The sequence below is a fragment of the Mycolicibacterium stellerae genome (assembly GCF_003719305.1).
GTDB classification, from domain to species: Bacteria; Actinomycetota; Actinomycetes; order Mycobacteriales; family Mycobacteriaceae; genus Mycobacterium; species Mycobacterium stellerae.
The window spans coordinates 1-22,585 of record NZ_RARC01000049.1; the positions used below are offsets into that span (position 1 = coordinate 1).

Annotated in this window: 20 protein-coding genes; 4 read left to right on the top strand and 16 right to left on the bottom strand. The window is 67.0% G+C overall.

Features of this window, described 5'->3' with window-relative positions; all coding sequences use genetic code 11:
• The 3 genes from D6M19_RS32625 to D6M19_RS32635 form a co-directional block, all read right to left on the bottom strand.
• Positions 1-1,788, bottom strand: a 1,788-nt coding sequence (locus D6M19_RS32625; RefSeq protein WP_164478801.1) for a DUF2207 domain-containing protein, incomplete at its 3' end; no start/stop codon positions are given.
• Positions 1,789-1,814: 26 nt separating this feature from the next.
• On the bottom strand, positions 1,815-3,761 hold the full coding sequence (locus D6M19_RS32630; protein ID WP_164478802.1) for a primosomal protein N': 1,947 nt from the start codon (positions 3,759-3,761) through the stop codon (positions 1,815-1,817).
• 50 nt (positions 3,762-3,811) lie between these two features.
• Positions 3,812-4,561, bottom strand: a complete 750-nt coding sequence (locus D6M19_RS32635; RefSeq protein ID WP_123029438.1) for a lysoplasmalogenase — start codon at positions 4,559-4,561, stop codon at positions 3,812-3,814.
• A 144-nt stretch (positions 4,562-4,705) separates the two neighbouring features.
• Here D6M19_RS32635 and D6M19_RS32640 point away from each other — a divergent pair, with 144 nt between their 5' ends.
• On the top strand, positions 4,706-6,184 hold the full coding sequence (locus tag D6M19_RS32640; protein WP_123029439.1) for a flavin-containing monooxygenase: 1,479 nt from the start codon (positions 4,706-4,708) through the stop codon (positions 6,182-6,184).
• 12 nt (positions 6,185-6,196) lie between these two features.
• Here D6M19_RS32640 and metK read toward each other — a convergent pair whose 3' ends face one another.
• From metK to mihF, 5 genes are all read right to left on the bottom strand, one after another.
• The gene (metK, locus tag D6M19_RS32645; RefSeq protein WP_123029440.1) at positions 6,197-7,405 is read right to left on the bottom strand and encodes a methionine adenosyltransferase; all 1,209 of its coding nucleotides are present in this window, start codon (positions 7,403-7,405) and stop codon (positions 6,197-6,199) included.
• A gap of 144 nt (positions 7,406-7,549) precedes the next feature.
• The gene (coaBC, locus tag D6M19_RS32650) at positions 7,550-8,791 is read right to left on the bottom strand and encodes a bifunctional phosphopantothenoylcysteine decarboxylase/phosphopantothenate--cysteine ligase CoaBC (RefSeq protein ID WP_123029441.1); all 1,242 of its coding nucleotides are present in this window, start codon (positions 8,789-8,791) and stop codon (positions 7,550-7,552) included.
• Positions 8,792-8,803: 12 nt separating this feature from the next.
• Positions 8,804-9,121 carry a DNA-directed RNA polymerase subunit omega gene (rpoZ, locus tag D6M19_RS32655; RefSeq protein ID WP_123029442.1) on the bottom strand — a complete coding sequence of 106 codons (318 nt, stop codon included), beginning with the start codon at positions 9,119-9,121 and terminating at the stop codon, positions 8,804-8,806.
• Between the two features lie 74 nt (positions 9,122-9,195).
• Entirely contained in the window at positions 9,196-9,783 is a 588-nt protein-coding gene (gene gmk, locus D6M19_RS32660; RefSeq protein ID WP_123029443.1) for a guanylate kinase, read from the bottom strand.
• A gap of 7 nt (positions 9,784-9,790) precedes the next feature.
• Positions 9,791-10,105, bottom strand: coding sequence for an integration host factor, actinobacterial type (gene mihF / locus D6M19_RS32665; protein WP_123029444.1), 315 nt, complete (start codon positions 10,103-10,105; stop codon positions 9,791-9,793).
• A gap of 425 nt (positions 10,106-10,530) precedes the next feature.
• Between mihF and D6M19_RS32670 the strand changes: the two genes are divergently transcribed.
• Both D6M19_RS32670 and D6M19_RS32675 read left to right on the top strand, forming a co-directional pair.
• Positions 10,531-11,604: a DUF2330 domain-containing protein gene (locus D6M19_RS32670; protein ID WP_123029445.1), complete on the top strand. Its 1,074-nt coding sequence runs from the start codon at positions 10,531-10,533 to the stop codon at positions 11,602-11,604.
• A gap of 146 nt (positions 11,605-11,750) precedes the next feature.
• On the top strand, positions 11,751-12,089 hold the full coding sequence (locus D6M19_RS32675) for a hypothetical protein (protein WP_123029446.1): 339 nt from the start codon (positions 11,751-11,753) through the stop codon (positions 12,087-12,089).
• A gap of 49 nt (positions 12,090-12,138) precedes the next feature.
• On the opposite strand, the gene D6M19_RS32680 is transcribed toward D6M19_RS32675, so the two are convergent.
• Genes D6M19_RS32680 through pyrR form a run of 8 tightly spaced genes read right to left on the bottom strand, consistent with a single transcriptional unit; the run spans position 12,139 to position 21,244 of the window.
• The gene (locus tag D6M19_RS32680; RefSeq protein WP_123029447.1) at positions 12,139-12,627 is read right to left on the bottom strand and encodes a hypothetical protein; all 489 of its coding nucleotides are present in this window, start codon (positions 12,625-12,627) and stop codon (positions 12,139-12,141) included.
• Complete coding sequence (gene pyrF / locus D6M19_RS32685) at positions 12,624-13,436, bottom strand: orotidine-5'-phosphate decarboxylase (protein WP_123029448.1); 813 nt, start codon at positions 13,434-13,436, stop codon at positions 12,624-12,626. Before pyrF ends, D6M19_RS32680 begins: the two co-directional genes overlap by 4 nt.
• A gap of 2 nt (positions 13,437-13,438) precedes the next feature.
• Positions 13,439-16,777 carry a carbamoyl-phosphate synthase large subunit gene (gene carB / locus D6M19_RS32690; protein ID WP_123029449.1) on the bottom strand — a complete coding sequence of 1,113 codons (3,339 nt, stop codon included), beginning with the start codon at positions 16,775-16,777 and terminating at the stop codon, positions 13,439-13,441.
• Positions 16,777-17,898: a glutamine-hydrolyzing carbamoyl-phosphate synthase small subunit gene (carA, locus tag D6M19_RS32695; protein WP_206428699.1), complete on the bottom strand. Its 1,122-nt coding sequence runs from the start codon at positions 17,896-17,898 to the stop codon at positions 16,777-16,779. Before carA ends, carB begins: the two co-directional genes overlap by 1 nt.
• Positions 17,895-18,398: a PH-like domain-containing protein gene (locus tag D6M19_RS32700; protein WP_123029451.1), complete on the bottom strand. Its 504-nt coding sequence runs from the start codon at positions 18,396-18,398 to the stop codon at positions 17,895-17,897. The genes carA and D6M19_RS32700 overlap by 4 nt, the downstream gene beginning before the upstream one ends.
• Positions 18,395-19,687, bottom strand: coding sequence for a dihydroorotase (locus D6M19_RS32705; protein ID WP_123029452.1), 1,293 nt, complete (start codon positions 19,685-19,687; stop codon positions 18,395-18,397). Before D6M19_RS32705 ends, D6M19_RS32700 begins: the two co-directional genes overlap by 4 nt.
• Positions 19,684-20,634, bottom strand: coding sequence for an aspartate carbamoyltransferase catalytic subunit (locus D6M19_RS32710; protein WP_123029453.1), 951 nt, complete (start codon positions 20,632-20,634; stop codon positions 19,684-19,686). The genes D6M19_RS32705 and D6M19_RS32710 overlap by 4 nt, the downstream gene beginning before the upstream one ends.
• 28 nt (positions 20,635-20,662) lie before the next feature.
• Complete coding sequence (gene pyrR / locus D6M19_RS32715; protein ID WP_123029454.1) at positions 20,663-21,244, bottom strand: bifunctional pyr operon transcriptional regulator/uracil phosphoribosyltransferase PyrR; 582 nt, start codon at positions 21,242-21,244, stop codon at positions 20,663-20,665.
• A 125-nt stretch (positions 21,245-21,369) separates the two neighbouring features.
• Here pyrR and D6M19_RS32720 point away from each other — a divergent pair, with 125 nt between their 5' ends.
• A complete protein-coding gene (locus D6M19_RS32720) occupies positions 21,370-22,575 on the top strand; it encodes a serine hydrolase domain-containing protein (RefSeq protein ID WP_123029465.1) in 1,206 nt (401 codons plus the stop codon).
• The last annotated feature ends 10 nt before the right edge of the window (positions 22,576-22,585 follow it).

Genomic DNA, 22,585 nt, shown 5'->3' on the forward strand with positions numbered 1-22,585 from the left:
ACCACCGCCACCACCACCGCCGCTGCTGCCGCCGCCGGACGACGACGACGATGACTGCGATGCGGTGTAGGCGCCGATGGACGACGAAAGGGCCGACTCGAAACTGTCGAAGTTGCCACCGCCCGAACCGCCAGAAAAGCCCCAGCCCGACGACGTGGACGTCGACGACGCGTTATACCAATCCGGTTGAGGTGCAACCGTACCCGTTGAGGTCTCGTACTTCTTGGCCCACAGTGCCGCCGCTCCTGCTGCAACCGCGAAGGGCACGTATGCGGTGTAGAGGTCTTTGCGGGCGGAGAAGTCGAACCGCGACTCGGCCGAATCGGTGGTCAGCATGCGGTGGAATCCCCCGGCTGCAGACCACAGTTCGCGACCTGCCGCGGTGCGACGGGTGCCGACGCCGTCGGTCCACGACCGCGCGGTGAACAGGAAGAAGGCGACGAACGGCAGGCCAACCGCGGTGAACGGAATGCCGAACCACAGCAAGAAGCAACAGACCGCGAGCAGCATCGCGGTCACGTTGGCCGCGCGGATCCACAGCTCCTTTTTCTGCTTGACCAGCAGGCCGCTGTCGAAGGCCCACTTCTGCACGGCCTTGGCCATGTCGGTCTTCGCCTTGTTCAGCTTCTCGCCCGACTTGACGGTCTTCTTCGCCTCGAACTCGTCGCCGGGCCTGTTCACTCGTAGCGCGTGGCCGACCTTGCGGGTCACGGGGTCCAGCTGGTCCCACGCGGACTTTTCGCCGAGGCCGCGGATTCGCCAGTACTCGTCGTTGATCTGGCGCAGGTCGATCAGCTTGCGCTCAGCCAGATAGAACAGTGTCGCGGGGAGGGCGTTGCGCGGGACGGCTTCGGTGCGGATGTACTCGGTCTGCACCGGCCCGAGGCCGGGCGGCGGTGCGTATTGCAGCGGGAACCCGGGAGATGTTTCGACCGTCGAGCGGTGCCAGAGAAAGCCGCCGAGGGCGAAAGCGACCGTGAGCGTCAGGATCAACGCCGTCTCGGTCAGCGAAGAGCCCAAGATTCGATCCCAGGTATAGGGCCACAGCAACTCGTCACGGGCGGGAGTGGGCACATCTACCCCGGCCCGCAGCGTGACCGGCGTGCGGGACCCCAGATACGAGGTCGAAAGCTCGACCTTATTGCCGGTGATCGTGAGATCACTACAGGGCGCACCGACCCCGAAACCCACCGAACACTGCGCACCGGTGACATCGCTCGGCAGCGTGACCGAGATGTCGACCTGGCGCATCCGGTTGTTCCAGGAGCCCGCGACGACATTCCAGAAGAACACCGACTGCGCGGCCACGTCGTCGCCGGTGGATTTGGCGAACCTCGTGTCACCGCCGGTACCGCCCGGGTCGAGCACACCGGGCACCGTGTAGCGGATCTCGAAGACGTGTGTGCCGAAACTCAGGTACTCGTCGGGGTCACCGATCTTGGCCACTCGGAACCGCTTGCCGCCCTCCCACAACATCTGATAGGGCGCGGCCACACCGTCGATCTCCACCGACTGGATTTCGGGCACCTGCCGCACATAGGGGTGGTTGCGATTGGCAATATCCCAGAACTGGAATAGGCCGTGCCGCCCACTCGGGAACTCGGCGGTGATCGTCTCCACGGCATCCATGCTGCCGTCGGCGTTGACGCGGAAGTCGGCCGCGAAATTGCTGAAGACCACCGGGTCATCGGCGGTCAGCTCCTCATAGCTGCGCTCCAACACCAGCGGCCACAGGAGCCCAAACATGATGAGCACCAACGGAATCAACCATCGGATTACCCGCCGCATGCCACCTCCTGCCGTGCCATCTCGCACTACCCTATGTGCAAGGGGTCCATTTGCACCCGAACGGGCTGCTGATCGTGGCGCGCGCTGAGCACCCCGGTGGCCCGTCTCAGCGCCGCAGCGAGCTCGAGGCCGTCGATGCGTGGCACCCGCACCAGCATCCGGTTGACCGGGCTGGTGGCCGGGGTGCCGGGGGGTCTGCGGGCCCCCAGCGGCAGGTCGACGGGCCCGAGAACGTTCGCGGAGTCGGGCAGTTCAGCCGTTTGCAGAAGTGTGACCACGGCCTCCGGCGCGCCGTCGACGGCGGCCATGTGCACCGCGGGCGGCAGGCCGACCTCGTCGCGGGCGTCGAGCTCCGCCTGCGCGTGCCCGACGGGGTCCCAGCGGATCAGCGCCTGCACGGTCGACACCGTCGATTCGGCGACGGCAGCGACCACTCCGCCGTCGCCGCCGCTGCGAACCAGGGTGGCCGCCGCCATCCAGCGGCGCAGTGTGTCCTCGGCCGCACGCAGGTCCTGGCGGCCGAGCAGCGCCCACGCGTCGAGGAGCAGCGCGGCGCCGTAACCACCGGTGGCCACCGGCTCGGCCCCCGGGGTGGCGACGACGAGGGCGGGATCACCGGGCACCGTCGAAATCACGGTGTCGCCGCCGGAGGTCACCACGCAGGTGCCGGGAAACGCCCGGCCGAGTTCTTCTGCGGTGCGGCGGGCGCCGACAACGACCGCACGGACGGCATCGGACCCGCATCGGGCACAGCGCAGCGCGACTTCCTCGCGGCCACACCAGCGGCATACCGCACCCGCGGCATCCCGGTCGGGCAGCGACAGCGGGCCGGTGCAATGCCTGCAGCGGGCGATGGTGCGACAACGGCCGCAGGCCAACGCCGGGACGTATCCCCTGCGCGGCACCTGGACGAGAACGGGACGCCCGGCGTCGAGCGCCGACCGTGCGGCCTGCAGCGCCATCGACGGCAGCCGGGCGCTGTGCGCGGCAGGGTCACGCTCGTGGGTGTAAGCGCTCTCTTCAAGGGCGATCACCCGCGGTGCCCGTGACCGCACCAGCGGCCTGGCCGCTGTCAGGTCGTGCGCCCACCTGCTGCGCACCATCGCCTGCGCCTCGGCGGTGCGGGAGTATCCGCCGATCATTGCGGCACAACGTAACTGGTGCGCGCGAAGCATTCCGACCTCGCGGGCGTGCGGATACGGCGCGCGTGGCTCGGAAAGGGTGTCGTCACCATCGTCCCAGACCAGCACCAGCCCGAGATCGGCGACCGGAGCGAAGACCGCACTGCGGGTTCCGATGACCAGCCGAGCCGAACCGCGCAAGACCGACAGCCAACGCCGGTACCGCTGCGAGGGGCCGAGTCCGGCCGAAAGAGCCACCACCCGGCTTTCGTCGACGAACCGGACGCAGGCGTGATGGAGGGTGTCCACGTCGCGCTGGTCGGGCACGATCGCCAGCACTCCCCGTCCGGCGTCGACCGTCGCCGCCGCGACTTCGGCCAGCCGATCGGCCCACCGTTCGCCGGGCAGCGCCTGCCAGACCGCCCTGGCGGCGCGGCCTTCTCGGATCGCGGTAAAAAACTGTTCTCCCCTGCCATATTCGGCCCACCGCTCGGTGTCGACTGGAGCGACGGTCGGCGGTGTGAGTTCGGCAGGCGTTTCCTTTTCGACGTTTGCGTGCCGCGGCGGGATCGCCAGCCGCAGCACGTCGGCCCGGGTGCCCGCATAGCGCGCGGCGACGGCGTCGACGAGTCGGCGCACGTCGGGCGTCAGCACCCGTTCGCCGGACACCACCCGGTCCAGCCATCCCAATCTGCCGACATGGTCTGTCTCCGAACGCCTTTCGAGGATGAACGCGTCAACAAGGCGACCGTGGAAGCGCACCCGGACCCGCACACCGGGCTGTGCGTCATCGGATTGTTCGGCGGTGACGAGATAATCGAACTCGCGATCCAGGTGCGGCACCGACAGCATCGGCAGCACGCGGGCGATCGGCTCGTGTTCCGCCGCGGTCTTGCTCACACCTATCGTGTAGCAGACGGATCGGACGTCCGGCCGAAAAAGAAGCCCGCGGTGATGAGCACCAACGAGGTCGCGTACACCCACCAGATCGGCACCGCGAGCGCCTCGGACCCCAGTACGAACTTGTTGATGCCGATCATCGCGTCAGATACCGCGAAACACACCGCACCCAACGCTGTCCACGGCGTCGGCAGGCGGGCAAGCAGCGCCGCGCACACCATGGCGCCGAGCACCGCAATGTAGACGGTCACCGGAATGGCCATGCCTTCGGCGATGAGCTTGGGCCAAAACCAGATGAGCAGCGCGACACACGCCGCGACGACCACCGCGGCCGCGGCCAGCCGCGGCGCCGACGACGAGCAAAGCGGCAGCAACGCGGCCAGAAAACACAGGTGGGCGATGAGGAACGCGGCGAGCCCCAGCACGAACGACGGCTCCCACCAGGGCATGGCCAGCAGAAAGTCCCCTGCGGCCGACGCGACCAGTGCGCCGATCAGCCAGCGTCGTTCCCGTGCCACCGGGTGGGTGAACGCGGCGGCGGCCAGCAGCACGGCGGGTGCCGCCTTGACCGCGGGCTGCAACCAGAACTGGCCTGCGAGCTCGGCGCCCGACGGCAGCCGCAGAGCGGTGAAGACCAGGAATAAGCCGTAGCAGGCGGCGACGGCCACGGCCGCCAGCCACAGTGTTCGAGTTAGCCGCTGCGGGTTCGTGACCGACGAGAAGCCGGCATGTCCGGCATCGGTGGAGGCCATTCTGCTGAAGGTACTAGACGCCGACCTCGGACTATTCAGCCGTCAAGATTGCACTCAGGGTCGCTGCCGCCTCATCGTCACGACCCTGACCGCAATAATCAAACGGAGTAGAACTGGACGTGCACCCACATCGTCGGAGGCCCGATGGCAGCGCCCGATCACGACACCGTCATCATCGGTGCCGGATTCTCCGGAATCGGTACCGCCATCCTGCTGGACAAGGCGGGCATGGGTGACTATCTGCTGATCGAGGCGGCCGACGGGGCAGGCGGCACGTGGCACTGGAACACCTACCCCGGTATCGCCGTTGATATCCCGTCGTTTTCCTACCAGTTCTCCTTCGAGCAGAGTGCCGAATGGACGCGCACCTATGCACCCGGTCGCGAGCTGAAGGCCTACGCCGAACACTGCATCGACAAGTACGGCCTGAGGCCCAAGATCCGGTTCGACACCACGGTTCTCAGCGCGGTGTTCGACGAGGACACCGACCTATGGCACGTCGAGACCGACTCCGGTGACACCGTCAGCGCGCGGTTTCTCGTCAATGCGGGAGGAGTGCTGACCACTCCGCAACTGCCCGATATCGACGGCGTGGACTCGTTCGCGGGCGCGACGATGCACACCGCGCGCTGGGACCACAGCCAGAACCTCGCAGGCAAGCGGGTCGCCGTCATCGGCACCGGGGCGTCCGCCGTTCAGGTGATCCCGGAAATCGCGCCGATCGTAGAGCACCTCAACGTCTTTCAGCGCACACCGATCTGGTGCTTCCCGAAGGCGGATGTGCCGCTGCCCCCCGCCGCGCGTCTCGGGATGCGCATTCCCGGCGGCAAGGCAGTGCAACGCCTGCTCAGTCAGGCCTATGTGGAGTTGACGTTTCCGCTTGCCGCGCAGTACTTCACCGTCAATCCGATGGCCAAGCGCGCACCTGAGTTCGGCAAGGCCTATCTCCGCTCGCAGGTAAAGGACCCTGATGTGCGGGACAAGCTGACGCCGAGGTACGCGGTTGGTTGTAAGCGGCCCGGCTTCCACAACACGTACCTGTCGACATTCAACCGCGACAACGTCAGCCTGATCACCGAACCGATCGAGAAGATCACCGGCTCGGGGGTCGCCACCGTCGACGGTGACTGCCACGACGTCGAAGTGCTCATTCTCGCAACGGGTTTCAAGGTGCTTGACCCCAGCAATGTGCTCACCTACTCAGTCACCGGGCCGCAAGGTAAGACGCTGGCCCAGTACTGGGACGACCACCGGCTGCAGGCCTACGAAGGCGTCAGCATCCCTGGCTTCCCGAACTTCTTCACCGTGTTCGGGCCGTACGGCTACGTCGGCTCGTCGTACTTCGCGCTCATCGAGTCGCAGAGCCACCACATCGTGCGTTGCCTCAACCACGCCCGCGACCGCGGCGCCACGCGGGTCGAGGTGACGCAGCAGGCCAACGACCGCTACTTCGCCGAGATGATGCGCAAGCGACACCGTCAGATCTTCTGGCAGGACAGTTGCTCACTGGCCAACAGCTACTACTTCGACAAGAACGGCGATGTGCCGATGCGGCCGGCCACCACGATGGAGGCGTACTGGCGCAGCCGCCGCTACCCGTTGGCCGACTACCAGTTCGCCTAGCAGCTAGACAGGCTAGACAGAAGCCTTCAGCTCGTCGACCTTGTTCAGCTGCTCCCACGGCAGCTCCACGTCCGTGCGGCCGAAGTGGCCGTAGGCCGCGGTTTGCGCGTAGATCGGGCGCAGCAGGTCCAGATCGCGGACGATCGCGCCGGGCCGCAGGTCGAACACTGACGTGATGGCCTTCTCGATCCGGGCCGGGTCGACGGTCTCGGTACCGAACGTCTCGACGAACAACCCGACCGGGGCGGCTTTGCCGATCGCGTAGGCCACCTGGACTTCGATCCGCTGGGCCAGGCCCGCTGCGACCACGTTCTTTGCCACCCAACGCATCGCGTAAGCCGCCGAACGGTCAACTTTGGACGGATCCTTGCCGGAGAAGGCCCCGCCGCCGTGGCGGGCCCAGCCGCCGTACGTGTCGACGATGATTTTGCGGCCGGTCAGGCCCGCGTCGCCCATCGGGCCGCCGAGCACGAACTTTCCGGTCGGGTTGACCAGCAGGCGATAGTCGGAGGTGTCCATGGAGTCGTGCTTCAGGTCGTCGAGGACGGTGTTGACGACCTTCTCGCGGATATCCGGGGTGAGCGTCGCCTCGAGGTCGATGCCGTCGGCATGCTGGGTGGACAGCACGACGGTGTCCAACCGGACCGGGGTGTGGCCGTCGTACTGCACGGTGACCTGCGTCTTGCCGTCGGGGCGAAGGTAGTCGACCACGCCGCTCTTGCGAACCTCGGTCAGCCTGCGCGCGAGCCGGTGTGCCAGCGCGATCGGCAGCGGCATCAGCTCGGGGGTGTCCTTGATGGCGTAGCCGAACATCAGGCCCTGGTCACCGGCGCCCTGCAGGTCGAGCGGGTCCTGCTCGCCCTCGACGCGCGTCTCGTAGGCGGTGTCGACGCCCTGGGCGATGTCCGGCGACTGCGCGCCGATGCCGATGTTCACGCCGCAGGTGGTGCCGTCGAAGCCCTTATCCGAGGAGTCATAGCCGATCTCGAGGATGCGAGCGCGCACAGTGTTGGTGATATCGGCGAACGCCTCCTTCGCAGAGGTCGTCACCTCGCCGACGACGTGCACCTGTCCGGTGGTGACCAGCGTCTCGACCGCGACCCGCGACTTCGGGTCGCCGGCAAGCAGTGCGTCGAGCACCGAGTCGCTGATCGCGTCGCAGATCTTGTCGGGGTGCCCCTCGGTCACCGACTCACTGGTGAACAGCCGACCTTCGCTCACGGTTCATTCCTCTCGCTACAGCTCTCTTTAAAGAAAGTTAGTTAGTCAAATTATTACGTTCGCCTCATGCCGCCACTCGTTGCACCCAAACGTGCGCCCCCCTCGCGCGCAACCCTTACGCGCATGCGGATGTGTACGTCCGGATCACCCGCCGCTGTTGTGCAGAAACGCCACGATCGCGTCCACGATACGGCTGGCCATCAGAGTTTTCGAACCGTGCTCCATGGCGGCCTCGGTGCCGTCGGATGCGAGCAACCATCCGTCGTTGCTGTCCACCTCGAATGCGCGGTTCTCACCGACGGCATTGACGACGAGCAAGTCGCAACCCTTGCGGGCGAGCTTGGCGCGGGCGTGAAACAGCACGTCGCCGTTCGCGTCACCGGTCTCGGCGGCGAACCCGACGATCGCGCGCATGTTGGGCAGCTGGCCGTCGGCACGCGCCCGCACCGTGCCCGCCAACACGTCGTCGGTTCGGGTCAGCTCGATCGCGGTGGGCTCAGAGGCCCCCTTCTTGATCTTGTTGGCCTCGAAGTGCGCGGGCCGGAAATCGGCGACCGCCGCGGCCATCACGAGGACGTTTGCATCGGGTGCGTGCTTGGACACCGCGTCGCGCAGCTGGGCCGCCGAACCGATGTGAACCACGTCGACGCCTGCTGGATCGACGAGCCCCGCGGTGTTGCCTGCGATCAGCGTCACATCGGCGCCCCGCTGGACGGCAACGCGGGCCACCGCGTATCCCTGCTTGCCTGACGACCGGTTGCCGATGAACCGCACCGGGTCCAGCGGTTCGCGGGTGCCGCCCGCCGAGACAAGCACCTTGACGCCTGCGAGGTCGTACGGCAGCGCGTCGGCCCGCTCGAGGAGCAGGTGGGCCAGCGTGGTGATCTCCTCGGCCTCGGGGAGCCGTCCGGCGCCACTGTCGGCTCCGGTGAGCCGTCCCGACGCGGGCTCGAGAACGACGGCGCCGCGGCGGCGCAAGGTGTCGACGTTGTCGACGGTGGCGGGGTGAAACCACATCTCGGTGTGCATCGCGGGCGCGAACAGCACCGGACATCGGGCGGTCAGCAGCGTGGCGGTCAACAGGTCGTCGGCGCGGCCCGCCACGGCCCTGGCGAGCAGGTCTGCGGTAGCGGGTGCGACGACGACGAGGTCGGCGTCCTGCCCGATGCGGACGTGCGGAACCTCGTGGACGTCATTCCAGACGCCGGTGTGGACGGGATTGCCGGAGAGCGCCTCGAAGGTCGCTGCTCCGACGAAACGCAGTGCGGACTCGGTGGGAACGACGCGGACGAAATGGCCCGCCTCGGTGAGCTGGCGGACCACCGTGCACGCCTTGTATGCGGCGATGCCTCCGGATACGCCGACGATGATCCGCTTGCGCTCCATGAGCGCCTTGGCCTAGCCCTCGCCCTCGGTGTGCTCGAGCAGATCACCGTGGATCTCGCGCAGCGCGATCGAGAGCGGCTTCTCCTGCAGGCCAGGCTCGACCAGCGGGCCGACGTACTCGAGAATGCCGTCGCCAAGCTGGTTGTAGTAGTCGTTGATCTGCCGTGCGCGCTTGGCGGCGTAGATCACCAACGCGTACTTGCTCGACGCGCGGTCGAGCAGCTCGTCGATGGGCGGGTTGGTGATGCCCAGCGGTGTGTCGTAGCCACTGTGGGGCGAGTGGAGGTCCTCGACGGCGGCCAGCGGCGCGTCGGCGTGCGGGGTGCTCACGAAAAATTCTCCTGGCGTTTCGATGAATGCTCGAGTGGCTTGCGGGCCGCGTCGCGCCGTGCCCGGCGCTTGGCTTATCTGGGGGCCACCAGCAAGGATACCAATTCAGCGCAGGCAGACTCCAATTGACTGTTCACAACGACGCGGTCGAAGTCGTCTTTGGCGGCCAATTCGGCTCGAGCCGTGGCCAGTCTGCGGTCCATCACCTCTGGTGTCTCGGTGCCGCGGCCGGTCAGCCGGCTTTCCAGCGCTTCCCAGCTGGGCGGTGCGATAAAGACGGAGAGGGCTTCTGGCATGGCCTGCTTGACGGCCCGCGCGCCTGCCAGATCGACTTCGATGAGCACAGGATGGCCGGCCGAAGTGGCGTCTCGGATCGGCTGTGCGGGCGTCCCTGACCGGTGCAACCCGCCGTGTATCTCGGCCCACTCGAGCAGTGCGCCGTGGTCGATCAATGCCTGGAACTGCTCAGGCGAGATGAACGAGTAGTCCACACCGTCGACCTCGCCAGGGCGCGGCGCCCTTGTGGTCACGGAAACACTGAAGTACAGATCGGGAACTCGTTCGCGCAAATAGCGCACGATCGTCGACTTCCCGACGGCAGACGGGCCGGACAACACCACGACCGGAGCCTTGGGGGTGCCCGGCCCTCCGCCTTCGCTCACTGACCCGCTACTGGTCGAACTTCTCCAGAAGGGCCTTGCGCTGACGATCGCCGAGGCCGCGCAGGCGGCGGGTCGGGGCGATCTCGAGCTCGGTCATGATTTCCTGCGCCTTGACCTTGCCGACCTTGGGCAGGGCCTCCAGGAGCGCAGAAACCTTCATCTTGCCGAAGACCTCGTTGGTCTCGGCATCCTTCAGCACCTGCTTGAGGTTGGTGCCGCCGCGCTTGAGCCGATCTTTGAGTTCGGCACGTGCTCGACGTGCGGCAGCAGCCTTCTCCAACGCTGCCGCGCGCTGTTCGTCGGTCAACTGGGGAAGGGCCACGGGGTTCCTCCGTCTCATCACCATCATTGTTTTGTCTTGACTGGTCACAACACCAGCCAGCAGCGACGACCGTACCCACGCAACCTGACGAAAGCTAACCCCACCCCCTGGTTTGGGGTTCAAAAGCCCAGGATGCTTGCCGTCGTCGGCGCTGGCCGCCGAACCGGGCGGGATCACTGTGATTGCCGGGATTCACGAAGAAATGCCTGCATACGCGGGGTTTTGCGCGAGTTTTCCAGCCCTCGGGGGACAGCGGGCCGGGCAGCCGGTCGGCTCGGCGTGTCTGTGAACCTTCAAAAAAAGAAAATTTTGCCTGGTCACCGAGTTTCGGGCGTGTCGTGACGCGTTCGCGTCGATGCGCCAATGCCGTCGAGCTTCGACAACGACATTGCGTAGTAGCGGTGTTTTCGGCATAGCGTCATGGGGTGTTTCGCGTGTGCCGGGCGGTCGGCGTCGTCGTCGTACTGGTGCTCGCAGGGCTGTCAACGGGCATCGCCGCCCCTGCCTGGGCGTGCGGTTGCGGCGCTTACATCCCCAGCCAGCAGGGCGCGTCGGTCGTCGACGAGCGCGCCTTGATCGCCTGGGATGGCAGCCGGGAGGACATCCTGATGGCGCTGCGCGTCACCGGAAGCTCGGATAGTGCCGCCTGGGTGATGCCGGTGCCGTCGGCGGCGCAGGTCTCGCTGGGTGAAGCCGAAGCGTTCACCGAACTCGGCCGGCTGACCGCGCCTCGCATCGAGTACCGCGACTCGTGGTGGCCGACGTTCGACTGGCTGACGGCGGGCGGACCGTCGGAAGGCGCCTTGGCGGGGTCGCCACCGGGAGCAGGTGTCAACGTCCTCGACCATCAGCGCATCGGTCCCTTCGATGTCACCCGGCTGGCCGCCCACGATGCCACTGCACTGGCTAAATGGTTGACGGACAACGGTTTTCCCCAACCCGACGGCATCGATGCGAACCTCGCGCCGTATGTCGCAGACCAGTGGGAGACCGTCGCCGTCAAACTCGCTCCCGCCGCCGACGGCGAGTCACTGACCGGCGACCTGCAGCCGCTGAGGTTGTCGTTCGCCTCGGACCGGGTCATCTACCCGATGCGGCTGTCCCGTTCGGCGAGCACGCCGCAGACCGTCGACCTCTATGTCTTGGCTGAACATCGGATGGATCCGACCTCGCTTCCGGTGACCGGCAATGCGCCGACGCTCGAGTTCGCCGGACGAATCGAGGGCACCGACGTCTCCCCCGCGCTCGCGGACTTCGTCAGCGACGGTGCATTCCTCACGCGGTGGAACAACGTCATCCTCGAACCCGAGATGATCGACGGCGATTACATTTTCGCGCAGGCGGATGCCGACACCGCGTATCAACGCGTCGTCTACCGAACCCGCAACCGCGGCGACCTGACCGGCCTGACCCTGCTCGTACTGGTCGGCTGCTTCGGCATCGGCTTGACTGTCCTGCTGGTCAGACGCAGTGCCAACCGCGGCGGGCTTGCATCGTAATCGCTTTGAGCGCAAACGGATTTCGTAGCGTTTCCAGCTGCACAGCTGATGCCTAAGCGCAGCACAGTGCCTGCCCAATCGCTGTCCCTAACGTCTGTGTCAGTGAGGCGAACACGCGCCCGCACATCAGAAATGGAGTGACACAGATGACCTTGAAACGGGCCTTTTATGCATCGACGCTCGCGGCCGGAGTCGGACTCGCAGGCCTGTTCGGCGTCGGACTCGGCACCGCGTCGGCTCAACCGGGCCAAACCTGCAACGCGCCAGGTGCACCAGCCTGCCAGGACCAGCAACGGAACCACGGCCGCCCTGGCGACAACCACAACAACAACGCCGCTCCGGTCGACTGGCAGCACCGCGGCATGGACCAGGGGCGTAACGATCACCGGCCGTTCAACTGGAACGGTCAGCAGGTCACTCCGATGCCCGCGGGTAACGGTGCAGGGTGGGGATTCTGGTTCCTCAATCAGTGGATTCCGCTGTAACCAAACCTCAGCGGCGGCGGGCACGACGTGGTGTCCCGCCGCCGCGTGACTAACGCTTGATCTCGACCAGCAGCACCCACGCGTTGCCCGTCGCAGACGCGAAACCCATTGCGACTGCGGCAGTAACCCAATACAACCCGCCGCCCGCCTGACACCACAACGAAACTGCGCCGATGATCAACAGCGGGCCGGGAATGAAGAGCAACGTCATCGACAGGAGTGCCCGATTCCGGTGCGGGCCGGCCTGCTGGAGTCGGGTCCCCGCCGCGACACCGACGGCGGCCAGCAGACCGATCGCCCCGATCTCGACGGCCAGCATTCGATTACCCTGCCCTGGCGTCGCGAGGAACACGGCAAGCACCAGAATCGCCACCGTCAGACCGAGTGTCGCTGCGGCGCGAGCGGCCACACCCGGAAACGACAGCACCTCGGTCAGGTTGAGCGACAGTCCTACGAACATCAAGCCGGCAAGGGCTGCGGCTCCGCCCGCGACGGTGTTGGCGAAGTCTGTCCACTCCGCGGCCTCATAGGGTGTCATGCCAGGTAGGCCACCGCATCTCGCATCTTCTCTGCCGCCGCCCGCAGCGCCCCGACGTCAGGTCCGGCCCGCAGAATCTCCCGCGACACCGCAGGCAGCAGCTGGCCGGGCCGTGCGCCGCCGAAGCCCCCGAGAGCATCGGGCTTTCCACCCTGTGCACCGACGCCGGGGACGAGAACCGGACCGCCCAGCCGACTCACGTCGGGCGGGTCGGCGAGGGTGGCTCCGAGCACCACACCCACGGAGCCCGGCATGTCGACGCGGTTACGGGCGGCGGCAGCGTCGATCATCGACTGGGCGACCGTGGTGTCACCCCGCACCGCGGACTGCACGGACGAACCTTCGGGATTGGACGTGGCGGCCAGCACGAAGACCCCTGTGCCGTTCGAGGCGGCGAGGTCGAACAACGGGTCGAGCGAGCCGAATCCGAGGTATGGCGAGGCGGTGACCGCGTCTGCGGCCAGCGGGGAGTGGCCGGCCCATGCCTCGGCATAAGCGGCCATCGTCGAGCCGATGTCGCCGCGTTTGGCATCGGCGAGCACCAGCACGCCCTCGGCGCGCAACGCGGCGATCGTGCGCTCCAGCACCGCGAAGCCGGCGGATCCATGCGCTTCGAAGAACGCCACCTGCGGTTTGACGATCGCGAAAGCCGAGAAGGCCGCGACGCACGCGTCGCTGAACCGGCTCAGTCCATCGCTGTCGACGGTCAGACCCCATGAGCGAAGGAGTTCGGGATGCGGATCGATACCCGGGCAGAGCGGGCCCTTGGCCGCAACGGCGTCGGCCAGCCGTGCGCCGAATCCGCCCACCCCTAGCGCTCCAGCGCGCTGTGCAGCTCTTGCAGCGACATCACGCCGATGTCGCCTCGGATGCCCGCCTCGATGCCCTGCACCGCCGCGGAGGCGCCCTGCACCGTGGTCACGCATGGGATGTTCATCGCCACGGCGGCCGACCGGATCTCGTAGCCGTCGATGCGGGGCCCGGAATTGCCGTACGGCGTATTGATCACCATGTCGATATCGCCTGCCTTGATGGCGTCGACGGCCGAAATGGCCGGCCTTCCTTCTGCGGGTGCCTCGAAGTGTTTGCGGACCTCGTCGCATGGAATTCCGTTGCGCCGCAGCATTTCCGCGGTCCCGCTAGTGGCCAGCACGCGGAATCCGAGATCGGCGAGTCGCTTGACGGGGAAGACCAGCGACCGCTTGTCTCGGTTGGCGACCGACACGAAAATAGTGCCCTCCGTCGGCAGCGAACCATAGGCGGCGGTCTGGCTCTTGGCGAAGGCGCTGCCGAAGTCGTGGTCGATCCCCATCACCTCGCCGGTCGACTTCATCTCCGGGCCGAGCAGCGAGTCGATGTTCGAGCCGTCGGCCTTGCGGAAGCGGTGGAACGGCAACACCGCCTCCTTGACCGCTACCGGCGCGTTGCGCGGTGTGGTGGCCCCGTCTCCGGTCGCGACGAGCACGCCCTCATCGCGAAGCTGGGAGATGCTGGCGCCCAGCATGATTCGGGCGCATGCCTTGGCCAGCGGCACCGCGGTGGCCTTGGACACGAACGGCACGGTGCGGCTTGCCCTCGGGTTGGCTTCCAGCACGTAGAGCACATCGTCTTTGAGCGCGTACTGCACGTTGAGCAGGCCGACGACACCGATGCCGTGCGCGATGCCCTCGGTGGCCTTGCGTACCGACTCGATATCGCTGCGGCCCAACGTGACAGGGGGCAGCGCGCACGCCGAGTCGCCGGAGTGGATACCGGCCTCCTCGATGTGCTCCATGATTCCGCCGATGTACACCTCTTTGCCGTCGCACAGCGCGTCGACGTCGATCTCGATGGCGTCCTCGAGAAAGCGGTCGACGAGCACGGGATGCTCGGGGGATAGTTCGGTGGCGCGGGTGATGTACCCCTGCAGGGTGTCCTCGTCGTACACGATCTCCATGCCGCGCCCACCCAGCACGTACGACGGCCGGACCAGCACGGGGTAACCGATGTCGGCGGCGATGCGGCGGGCCTGCTCGAAACTGGTCGCGGTGCCGAACCTCGGCGCGGGCAGTCCAGCGATATTGAGCACTTCGCCGAATGCGCCACGGTCCTCGGCGAGGTCGATGGCCTTCGGGCTAGTGCCGACGATCGGCACGCCCGCCTTCTCCAAGCGCTCGGCCAAGCCGAGCGGCGTCTGCCCGCCGAGCTGCACGATGACACCGGCAACACCGGGACCGCCTGCCCCGGAAGCTGATTCGGCGTGAAACACCTCGAGGACGTCCTCGAAGGTCAGTGGCTCGAAGTACAACCGGTCGGCGGTGTCGTAGTCCGTCGACACGGTCTCGGGGTTGCAGTTGACCATCACGGTCTCGAAACCGGCGTCGCTCAGTGTGGTCGCGGCGTGCACACAGCTGTAGTCGAATTCGATGCCCTGGCCGATCCGGTTGGGTCCCGATCCCAAGATGAGCACCTTGGGTTTCTCGGTCTGCGGCGCGACCTCGGTTTCTGCGGCCGGATCGAGCTCGTAGCTGCTGTAGTGGTACGGCGTCTTGGCCTCGAACTCGGCCGCGCAGGTGTCGACAGTCTTGTAAACGGGGTGGATGCCCAGCCGCTGCCGCAACACCCTGACGCCGACCTCACCTGCCAGCTCCGGCCGCAGCGCCGCGATCTGGCGGTCCGAAAGGCCGCTGTGCTTGCTGCGCCTCAGCAGCTCCTCGTCGAGCACGGGCGCATCGAGCAGTTCGTTTCGCAGCGCCACCAGCCCGTTGATCTGCGCCACGAACCATGGGTCGACGCCGGAAGCTGCGGCGACCTCGTCAACGCTCGCGCCGAGCCGAAGCGCCAGCTCCATATCGTAGAGCCGACCGTCGGTCGGGGTCTTGAGCCGATCCAGCAGCTCTTGGGCGCTCACGTCGGGGTCGGGGCCGGTCCAGAACCCGGCACGACCGGTTTCCAGCGACCGCATCACCTTGCCGAGCGCCTCGATGAAGTTGCGGCCCAACGACATCGCCTCGCCGACGGACTTCATCGTGGTGGTCAGCGTTTGATCGGCGCCGGGGAACTTCTCGAACGCGAACCGCGGCGCCTTGACGACGACGTAGTCCAGCGTGGGTTCGAAACAGGCCGGGGTTTCCTTGGTGATGTCGTTGAGGATCTCGTCGAGGGTGTAGCCGATGGCCAGCTTGGCGGCGATCTTGGCGATCGGAAATCCGGTCGCCTTGGACGCCAGCGCCGATGACCGCGACACCCGCGGGTTCATCTCGATGACGACCAGCCTGCCGTCGGCGGGGTTGATCGCGAACTGGATGTTGCAGCCGCCGGTGTCGACGCCGACCTCGCGAAGCACGGCGATGCCGAGGTCGCGCATCCGCTGGTATTCGCGGTCGGTGAGCGTCATCGCCGGGGCGACGGTCACCGAGTCGCCGGTGTGCACGCCCATCGGATCGAAGTTCTCGATCGAGCAGACCACCACGACGTTGTCGCGGCCGTCGCGCATCAGCTCGAGCTCGAATTCCTTCCAGCCGTAGATGGATTCCTCGATCAGCACGTTGGCCGACGGGGATGCGGTGAGGCCGTCGCCGGCCATCCTCTCGACGTCCTCGGCCGAGTACGCCATGCCCGAGCCGAGCCCGCCCATCGTGAACGACGGGCGGACCACCACGGGCAGGCCCAGTTCGGTAACGGTCTCGCGAACCTCGTCCATGGTGAAACACACCCGCGACTTCGCGGATTCACCGCCGACCTTGGCGACGATGTCCTTGAACCGCTGCCTGTCCTCGCCGCGCTGGATCGCCTCGAAGTCGGCGCCGATGAGTTCGACACCGTAGCGGTCGAGCACACCGTTCTCGTACAGCGCCACCGCGGTGTTCAGCGCGGTCTGCCCGCCGAGAGTGGCGAGCAGGGCGTCGATCTTGTTGCCGCGCTCGGCCTGTTGCGCGATGACCCGTTCGACGAACGCAGGGGTGATCGGTTCGACGTAGGTGTTGTCGGCGAACTCGGGGTCGGTCATGATCGTCGCGGGGTTGGAGTTCACGAGGCTGACCTGCAGCCCCTCGGCGCGAAGTACCCGGCAGGCCTGTGTGCCGGAGTAGTCGAACTCGCACGCCTGCCCGATGATGATCGGTCCTGAGCCGATCACCAGCACGTGGTTCAGGTCAGCCCGTTTCGGCATCAGTTCTCCCCCGCCATCAGGTCGACGAACTGGTCGAACAGGTACTCGGCATCGTGCGGGCCCGCCGCGGCCTCCGGGTGGTACTGCACCGAGAATGCTCGCCCGTCGACGAGTCGGATGCCTTCGACCACTCCGTCGTTGGCGCAGGTGTGGCTCACCTCTGCGGTACCGAACGGGGTGTCGAATTGCTCACCCGCCTCGCCTTCCAGCGCGAAGCCGTGGTTCTGCGCGGTGATGGCGACCCGTCGGGTGGTGTGGTCGATGACCGGCACGTTGATGCCGCGATGCCCGAACACCATCTTGTATGTCGAGCGGCCGAGGGCGCGGCCCAGGATCTGGTTGCCGAAACAGATGCCGAACAACGGGATTCCAGCTCCGAGCACTTCACGGGTGACGCCGACGATGTGGTCTGCGGTCGCGGGGTCTCCCGGTCCGTTGGACAGGAAGACGCCGTCGGGCCTGAGGTCGGCGATCTCATCGAAGGTCACCGAGGACGGCAGCACGTGGCTGCGAATGCCGCGTCCGGCGAAGTTGCGCGGCGTGTTGGTCTTGATGCCCAGATCGATCGCGGCGACGGTGAACCGTTGCGGCCCTTTGGTTTCGACGACGTATGTATCGTCGGTGCTGACTTGACCAGCCAGGTCGGCACCCAGCATCGACGGCTGGCTGCGGACCCGGTCGAGCAGCTCGTCGGGGACTGCCAACGCGGCTCCACTGAACACCCCCGCCTTCATCGAACCCAGGCTGCGCAGATGACGAACCACCGCGCGGGTGTCGATGCCCGCGATCCCGACGACACCCTGCCTGACGAGTTCGTCCTCCAATGTTCCGGTGGCCCGCCAGTTCGACGCCCTCGGCGATGGGTCACGCACGGCATAGCCTGCGACCCAGATCTTGTCGCCACGGCTCTCCGCATCCTCGTGATTCCAGCCGGTGTTGCCGATCTGCGGGGCGGTGGCGATCACGATCTGGCGGTGATAGCTGGGATCGGTCAGCGTCTCCTGGTAGCCCGACATGCCGGTGGAGAACACCGCCTCGCCGAGCGTCTCACCGAGTGCCCCGAACGGTGTCCCCGTGAAGATCCTGCCGTCATCGAGGACGAGCAGTGCCTTACCGCTCACGCCGCCTCCTCCCCTACCCATTGCGTGTAATCCGCGCGGTTCGCGCCGCGGAAGCCGGTATCGATCTCAGTGCCCGACGGCAACCGCCACCTGATCGCCAGGATGCCCTGATGAGTAAGCGCCTTGCCGGCGATGCCGCGTTCGGTGCGGATCGCGGTGATCGACTCGTCGGGGATCCAGATCGGGTGGCCGCCGCTGCGCTGCAGCATGATGCCCTCGGGATAGCGGGTCAAGACGGCCTTGGTCCGGTAGCCGAGGTCACCGACGGCGATGCGATCCTGCCAGCTGGGCGCCAGCGTGCTGCCGACATACAGGCCCGTCATCGCGGGCACGATGACGGGCCCGACGGTGTCCGGTATCGGCGGCAGCGTCCCGATCAGCGCCGTCTGCCGTTCGGCGCGGTGCCGCCATCCACGCACGATCGCCTGGACCACCAACCCGATCACCACCACGAGCACGGCGGCGACGATCAGCGACCCAACAAGCGTGCCGGTGTTCATGCGGGAGATTTTCCATCCCGCGCGGTGACCTTGCCCCGAAGGAGTGTCAACGTCACGGCGCCGGGCAGCGTCATCGACTCGTAGGGGGTGTTGTCGGAGCGGCTGGCCAGCTCGGCGCCGGCCACGGTCCACGTCGCGTCGGGGTCGACGACGGTCAGGTTGGCGGGCTCCCCGACCTCCAGCGGCCTGCCCTGATCGGGAAGCCCGACGATGCGGGCCGGGTTCTCGCTCATCACCCGCGCGACGTCGCGCCAGGTGAACAGCCCCGGGCGGACCATCGTCTCGACGACCACGGACAGCGCCGTCTCCAGGCCCAGCATGCCGGGCCTTGCGTTGGCGAACTCGCACATCTTCTCGTGCTCGGCGTGCGGGGCGTGGTCGGTGGCCACGCAGTCGATGACGCCGTCGACGAGTGCCTGACGCAGCGCCTCGGCATCGCTGGCCTCCCGCAGCGGCGGGGTGACGCGGTTGCGGCCGTCGTAGGTGGCCAGCCGGTCGTCGTCGAGCAGGAGGTGATGCGGCGTCACCTCGGCGGTGATCGAAATGCCCTGTTCTTTCGCCCATCTGATGAGCTCGACCGTGCCTGCGGTCGAGGCGTGACAGATGTGCACCCGCGCGCCCGCATCGCGGGCCAGCAGCGCGTCGCGGGCCACGATGGACTCCTCGGCGGCGCGCGGCCAGCCGGAAAGACCGAGTCGGGCGGCGTTCGGGCCTTCGTGCGCGACAGCGCCGACCGTCAACCGCGGTTCCTCGGCGTGCTGGGCGATCAGCACACCCAACCCGGTGGCGTACTCGAGGGCGCGACGCATAACCAGCGGGTCGTGGACGCAGATGCCGTCGTCGGAGAACATCCGGACCTGGGCGGCACCCGCGGCCATCAGCCCCATCTCGGTCAACTGAGTTCCGGCCAGACCCATGGTGACCGCACCGACGGGATGCACGTCGACCAGCCCGACCTGCTGGCCGCGGTGCCACACGTGGTCGGTGACCACGGGGCTGTCGGCGACCGGGTTGGTGTTGGCCATCGCGAACACTGCGGTGTAGCCACCCAAAGCCGCTGCAGCCGAGCCGGTTTCGATGTCTTCGGCGTATTCGCGTCCAGGCTCGCGCAGGTGCGTGTGCAGGTCGACGAAGCCGGGCAGCAGAACCTGACCCGTGGCGTCGACGACATCGGCGTCGTCCGGAATTGTCAGCTCTGTCCCGATGTCGCTGATCTGGCCGTCGTCGACCAGCACGTCGACCGGGTCACCCTCGCCGTACGGCCGGACCCCACGAATCAACACCCTCATGCGCTCACTTCCAGCTCTGCGCCAACCAGCAGGTGGAACAGCACCGCCATCCTGATATGCACACCGTTTGAAACCTGTTGCAGTACAGCCGATTGCGATGAATCGGCGACAGAGGACGAGATCTCCATACCGCGCAGCATCGGTCCGGGGTGGAGCACTACCGCGTTGCCGGGCAGCAGCGCCTGACGCTTCTCCGACAGCCCGTAGCGCACGGAGTACTCCCTGGCCGACGGGAAGAATCCGCCCGTCATCCGCTCGGCCTGGACCCGCAGCATCAACACCGCATCGGCGACGGGCAACTCGGCGTCGAGGTCGTGGGAGACGGTGACAGGCCAGCCCGACACTCCGACCGGCAGCAGCGTCGGTGGCGCCACCAGCACCACCTCGGCGCCCAGCGTGTGCAGGAGCAGGACGTTCGAGCGTGCCACCCGGCTGTGCAGGACGTCGCCGACGATGACCACGCGCTTGCCCTCGATGCCGCCGAGGCGCTGGCGAATGGTCAGCGCGTCGAGCAGGGCCTGGGTGGGATGTTCGTGGGTGCCGTCGCCCGCATTGATCACCGACGGCCCGCCGCCCTCGGTGGCGGTCCACTCCGCGAGCTGTTGTGCGGCCCCGGATGCCGGATGGCGGATGATCAGCGCGTCGGCGCCGGCGGCGCGCAGCGTGAGCGCGGTGTCCCGCAGCGACTCCCCCTTGGCGACCGACGACCCCGACGAGCTGACGTTGATGACGTCGCCGCTCATCCATTTGCCCGCCACCTCGAACGACACCCTGGTGCGGGTGGAGTTCTCGTAGAACATCGTGATGATCGTGCGACCGCGCAGCGTCGGCAGCTTCTTGACCTCGCGGCCCAGCAGCGACTCGGCGAATCGGTCGGCATCGTCGAGGATCGCGGTCGCCTCGCCTCGCGTCAGGTCCGACGCCGAGAGCAGATGTCGTGGACTCATCGGTGCCCTCTTCTCCTCGCGCAAGCGCTCATCGGACGGGACCCCCGTGCGATGCGATCGTCACGCCGTCGTGGCCGTCATGCTCGGTCAGCCGCACCTTGATGTTGTCGGTGCGCGAGGTCGGCACATTCTTGCCGACGTAATCCGCCCGAAGCGGAAATTCGCGGTGGCCGCGGTCGACGAACACGGCGAGCTGCACTGCGCGCGGCCGGCCCACATCGCGCAGCGCGTCGAGCGCGGCACGCACGGTGCGGCCCGAATACAACACGTCGTCGACGAGCACGACCACCGTGCCGTCGATGCCGCTGTCGGGGATCGAGGTTTCCTCGAGGGGCCTTGGCGGCTTGGAGTTGAGGTCGTCGCGATAGAGCGTGATGTCGAGGGCGCCGTGCTGGACGTCGACGCCTGCGAACTCCCGAATCTTCTCGGCGAGCCGGGCGGCCAGCGCAACACCGCGGGTGGGGATGCCGAGCAGGATGACGCTCGGCGCGTCGGGACCGCCGAGAGCGGTCTTCTCGATGATTTCGTGAGCGATGCGGGAAACGGTCCGACCGACGTCCGCCGCGGACATCAATTCACGGTCGGTGTCTGAAGAGTCGGTGGCGCCCAAGGGCCCTGACCTCCTTCTCCGCCTCTCTGGACGGATCGTTAAAGGACGTCGAACTGCGGGGAGCTTAGCACCAGTTGCGGAAGTGGCCGTCAGCGACACCGGAGGCGCTGGGTAACCTGGCGCCGGTGAACCTCGAGAGCAACCGCGCATCCATTTCCGAGGCGATCGATGCGGGTCTGTTGGCGGGTGCGGTCACGCTGGTGTGGCAGGCCGGCGAGGTATTGCAGGTCAACGAGCTGGGCTATCGCGACGTCGAGGCCCGCCTGCCGATGCAGCGCGACACCATGTTCCGCATTGCGTCGATGACCAAGCCGGTGGTCGTGGCCGCCGCGATGACGCTGGTCGATGAGGGCAGGCTCGGCCTGACCGATCCGGTCGCGAAGTGGCTACCCGAGTTGTCCGAACCGCGGGTGCTCGCCGATATCCACGGCTCGCTGGAGGACACCGTCCCTGCCGAGCGGCCGCTCACCGTCGACGACTTGATGACCCACCGCAGCGGGTTCGCCTACGCGTTCTCGGTGCCGGGGCGGCTGGCCCGGGCATACGGCAAGCTGTCGCACCGCCAGGACCAGGACGGGTGGCTGGCCGACCTCGCCGCGCTGCCGCTGGCGCATCAGCCCGGCGCGCGGCTGACGTACGGCGTCTCGACCGATGTGCTCGGCATCGCGCTATCGCGGATCGAGGACAAGCCGCTGTCCCAAGTCTTGTCCGAGCGCATCTTCGGCCCGCTCGGCATGCCCGACACCGGCTTCAGCGTCGGCCCGACCGGGCGGCAGCGCGCCGCGACGATGTACCAACTGGGCGGAGATGGCTCACTGCACCACAACTCGATGGGCCCGGCACCCATCACCGATCCACCGCTGTGCAGTGGCGGGGCAGGCCTGTGGTCGACGGCCGACGACTATCTGCGCTTCATTCGGATGCTGCTCGCGGGCGGAGCGGTCGACGGAGTGCGGGTGCTGTCCGAGAAATCCTGCCGAACGATGCGCACCGACCGGCTGACCGATCAGCAACGGCAATATCCCTTCCTTGGCATGCCCTACTGGATCGGTCGCGGGTTTGGCCTGAACCTTTCGGTCGTCACCGATCCGGCGAAGTCGCGGCAGTTGTTCGGCCCTGGCGGTAAGGGCGCGTTCACCTGGCCGGGTGCGTACGGGACATGGTGGCTGGCCGACCCGTCGGCGGACCTCATTCTGCTTTACCTGATTCAGAACCACCCGGACATGTCCGCCGATGCCGGGGAGGCGGTTGCTGGCAACACCTCGCTGGCCAAACTGCAAGGCGTGCAACCGAAATTCGTCCGGCGTACCTACCAGGCGCTGCAGATCTAGTCCGAGAAAG

What these genes read in the sequence shown, in the direction of transcription:
- carB (WP_123029449.1), bottom strand. Translation starts at nt 16,777, where the DNA reads ATGCCGAAACGGGCTGACCTGAACCACGTGCTGGTGATCGGCTCAGGA.
- D6M19_RS32635 (WP_123029438.1), bottom strand. Translation starts at nt 4,561, where the DNA reads ATGGCCTCCACCGATGCCGGACATGCCGGCTTCTCGTCGGTCACGAAC.
- D6M19_RS32630 (WP_164478802.1), bottom strand. Translation starts at nt 3,761, where the DNA reads ATGCTGTCGGTGCCGCACCTGGATCGCGAGTTCGATTATCTCGTCACC.
- D6M19_RS32640 (WP_123029439.1), top strand. Translation starts at nt 4,706, where the DNA reads ATGGCAGCGCCCGATCACGACACCGTCATCATCGGTGCCGGATTCTCC.
- D6M19_RS32680 (WP_123029447.1), bottom strand. Translation starts at nt 12,627, where the DNA reads ATGACACCCTATGAGGCCGCGGAGTGGACAGACTTCGCCAACACCGTC.
- D6M19_RS32700 (WP_123029451.1), bottom strand. Translation starts at nt 18,398, where the DNA reads ATGAACACCGGCACGCTTGTTGGGTCGCTGATCGTCGCCGCCGTGCTC.
- coaBC (WP_123029441.1), bottom strand. Translation starts at nt 8,791, where the DNA reads ATGGAGCGCAAGCGGATCATCGTCGGCGTATCCGGAGGCATCGCCGCA.
- D6M19_RS32675 (WP_123029446.1), top strand. Translation starts at nt 11,751, where the DNA reads ATGACCTTGAAACGGGCCTTTTATGCATCGACGCTCGCGGCCGGAGTC.
- D6M19_RS32705 (WP_123029452.1), bottom strand. Translation starts at nt 19,687, where the DNA reads ATGAGGGTGTTGATTCGTGGGGTCCGGCCGTACGGCGAGGGTGACCCG.
- D6M19_RS32710 (WP_123029453.1), bottom strand. Translation starts at nt 20,634, where the DNA reads ATGAGTCCACGACATCTGCTCTCGGCGTCGGACCTGACGCGAGGCGAG.